The sequence below is a fragment of the Lysobacter arseniciresistens ZS79 genome (assembly GCF_000768335.1).
Classification (GTDB): domain Bacteria; phylum Pseudomonadota; class Gammaproteobacteria; order Xanthomonadales; family Xanthomonadaceae; genus Novilysobacter; species Novilysobacter arseniciresistens.
Genome location: NZ_AVPT01000062.1, coordinates 1 through 3,389, shown reverse-complemented (window position 1 = coordinate 3,389; position 3,389 = coordinate 1). Strand labels below are relative to the sequence as shown.

4 protein-coding genes are annotated in these 3,389 nt (G+C 59.0%); all 4 read left to right on the top strand.

The window, feature by feature from the left end; translation table 11 throughout:
* Positions 1-312: hypothetical protein (locus N799_RS15530; protein ID WP_203225061.1), on the top strand; the 312-nt coding region annotated here is incomplete at its 5' end.
* Complete coding sequence (locus N799_RS13935) at positions 312-1,910, top strand: hypothetical protein (protein ID WP_152597986.1); 1,599 nt, start codon at positions 312-314, stop codon at positions 1,908-1,910. The genes N799_RS15530 and N799_RS13935, both read left to right, overlap by 1 nt.
* A 2-nt stretch (positions 1,911-1,912) precedes the next feature.
* Positions 1,913-3,115, top strand: coding sequence for a hypothetical protein (locus tag N799_RS15525; protein WP_152597985.1), 1,203 nt, complete (start codon positions 1,913-1,915; stop codon positions 3,113-3,115).
* 34 nt (positions 3,116-3,149) lie between these two features.
* Positions 3,150-3,338, top strand: a complete 189-nt coding sequence (locus N799_RS14965; RefSeq protein ID WP_425476997.1) for a carbon storage regulator — start codon at positions 3,150-3,152, stop codon at positions 3,336-3,338.
* Positions 3,339-3,389: the final 51 nt, after the last annotated feature.

Sequence of the window (3,389 nt, the reverse complement as noted above, 5' to 3'; positions counted from 1 at the left end):
AAGGGAGCGGCGGGGTTGGAGGTGCTGCCGGACGGGGCGGCGAGTACATCCGAGCAGCAACACTGGATCGGGCTCCATTATCTAGACCCCGAGACAGGCGATGCCATTGACGGCGCAGAGTACGAAATCCACTTTGTCGATGGTCCGGTAATTAGCGGCACGTTGGACGAGAAAGGGCGGGCTGATCACGAGAATGTAGAGAAAAAGGAAGTCGAAAAGGTCGTATACAAGCCGCGAGTCCCCGAGGAGGACTCGCCGCACGCAGCGCTTGAAGAAATTCTTGTCAAAGCAAACACGCAAAGGGTTGCGTAATGAGTGCTCCCCAGCCGGTTCTGCCCAATCAAGTCCCGCCAGTTTCCATTGAGCAGCTGCGTGAGGCGATCGCATTCATCGCCGAAACGCATCAGCAGATCACCGACGGTGCTCAGAACGTCTTTGTCTGGCTTTGGGAAGCGATACAGGGCGATTTCAATGGAGAGCGAAGCACCGGGCAAATTGTGTTTGATAGCGCGATCTCCATGATTCCTGGCGTAGATCAGGTCTGCGATGTGCGTGACCTCATCGCCAACTGCAAGCTGATCGAAGAAGACAGGTCCAACAAGTGGGCATGGGTTACGCTCGGCTTGACACTGGTTGGCTTGATCCCTGTCCTGGGTTCGTTGGTCAAGGGCGTGCTGAAGTTGTTCTTCAACTTCGTGCGGCGCACGGGAGGGGCTGCGATTGCCAAGGCTGTCGATGAGGCGATGACCTGGGTCATCACCCTCTTGCGCAAGCGGGAGGTGATGAAGTACTGGCGCGGCGTGCTACGAAGCGACCACATCTTCGGCGACCTGTCCAAGCTCATCAAAGTGGTTCGCGGACACGTGACCTTGCCCGCATTGTTGAGGGCTTTTGATCGCGGCATTCGCCTGATCCGAAATCTGGTGGAAAAGGTAGACAATATCCCGTTCGTGGGAGGCACTGCCCGCGGGTACCTGGAAATGGTTGAGGCGGTCAGGGCGGCTGCGAGGAATCATATGGGTGCCGCACTCAGGCCATTGCAGGATGTGCTTGACCACATCATCCGGCGGTTGGATCTGGAGGACCTGCTGCAACGCGGCGCTATAGTCGATACGCGGAACGTGCACTTCCGTGGCACCTTGCCCGAGGCCCGCGCCGTGACGCTGATGCGGACGACGGAGCCGTCGCCGAGTTGGTTGAGCAAGGGGGCGGGGCCACATGAGATGTTGGATCCAAGTGATCCCGGCTTGCAAAGAAGACTTGCATTAGATTATGCGGATGGGTATCCAAAGCTTACGCCGGATAACATCGGCTCATTCCATAAAATTGAAGCGCACGACATTGTCGGCCCGGCTCGCTTGTACCGGATAACTTCTCCTGGGAATGGAGCGGCGGGCGACTGCTGGATCAGTGAGGACGTGTTCCATAACCTCATGAAGTCGTCCGACCCCAAGGCGGCTTGGCGCAAGCATCTTGCGGTCTGGCCGGACTGGAACGCCAACGGCCAGTTCGTGGTCATGGAGGTTCCCGAGGGGCAGGTGCTGAAGGGGTGGAAAGGACCTGCGTCCAGCCAGGTAAAGGACAAGCAACTCCCCGGCAAGCACCTTGAAGGCGGCTGGGAACAGATCGTCATCAAACCGGCTGGTAACGAGTTCGACACCACGCGCTACTACATGCGTGGCGGCGGCCACGGTGAGAAACTGCATCCACCCGGTCTATCGCGCGAGGAGTTTCAGAGGTTGTCACCAGCCAAGCAGAAGGCCTACACCCAGATTCGGCAGGAGATCAACGATCCCCGGATCAAGGGACCCTATGAAACCGGTTGGGGGACAACGGACTTCGACCCGCAGCTGCGCGATGCCCGGATCGGCCTGCCGGCATTGCCGGGCCAAATCACCAATGCAGGTTAGAGATGAGTACGGACCTTTATGGAAACCCCTTGGGGCGGTCGCCCACGTTCGAGTTGAACGTATGGCAGAAGCGCCAGGCAACCCTGCTGTATCACTTCACCTCTCTGGACTATTTGAAGGGACTGAAGCAACGGATTGACGCGCTGATCAAGGGCTCTGACGTTACGCTGGATACAGCAATCGACGAGGGCCGCGACCGGCTCATGGTCAGTGAACGTTGGGGGGGGCGGGATACCGCAGCAAATTGGAGTACCTACGGGTTTCCTGCACTTGTAGAGTGGCAGCAAGCCGTTACTTGGATGATTGCACAACGCACTATTGAGTCCTACTGCGGTAGCGATGCACAAAATTGCGCCGGCAAGCTCCGCGAACTGTCCATGCGTTGGGCTACGCCGGAGGAAGAGGAGCATTTTCAGCGCTCTTTCGATGCGGTGTTTACGTATGCGAGCTACATCGACGGCTCGATTACAAGGCCGCAGAGTCGTGACGATGGTGCGTTCTACAACATCTGGCACGGCGTGCAATCGGAGTTTGAAAGTCTGAGGGTGTCACGCCACTCCGAGTTGTTCCCGCGAATTCCCCGCTACCGGGTGCGCACCGATGTCGAGGCTGTAACGGGTAGGGCGCCGCCTCGCACCGGTGTATACGTTCCCCAAGACGATCCTGCGGGCGCGTTACAGTTCTGCTGGACTGGTGGCGAGTGGGATGGCTCGCCCGATGACTGCGTGACCTTCAATGCACTTGGGCGAGAAGCGATCAACGCGGTAGGGCGTGAGCACCTGTGGAAGGACAGCCCACGTCTACTCGCTTTCGTTAAGGCACGTCATTTTGGTGCGTTTGAAGCCTTCGTGCGGGAGTCCCGCGGCAAACGCTTCGACCCCGAGAGGCATCTTAACGATCCAACTTGGGCAACCATTTTCATCTCCAGCGAAGGCCGGATGAAGCGACCCTGCAAGTGGTACTACGTCGAAGTGATCGAGGGTGACTTTGAAGAACCCGAGGACGAATCGGCGGTATCGGCTGGCGTGCAGTCACGTATCGAGGCCGGTAGGCTCTGTCCGCGAGTCGGCTATTGGTTCACCCCCGCCAAGCAGGCTAGCCGCCGCTACTTCAAGCAGGGTGAAGTGTTCCCGGAGTTCGAAGACAGCGCTTATGGCGCGACCTTCTGGCAATGGTCGCCCGACCAGTCCGCCCCGAAGCTCTGAGTATGCTGCTACTCACACGCAGGGAGCGGAGGTGATGTCGGTCGGCAGCTCGGTCCGGGTGACGGTGCTGTCGGTCCGCGACGGGCAGGTCAAACTGGGGATTGCCGCGCCTCGAGACGTTCCGGTGCATCGCGACGAAATCTTCCGGCGCATGCTTAGAGAGGCCGAGGGCAACGCGGTCGCTCCGTTGAGCGTGGTGACCAAGTCCGCACCCCAAGGGTGAGTCTCAACAGCGAAGTCCTGGTCGAGTTCCTGCACGGCGACATCGACCAGC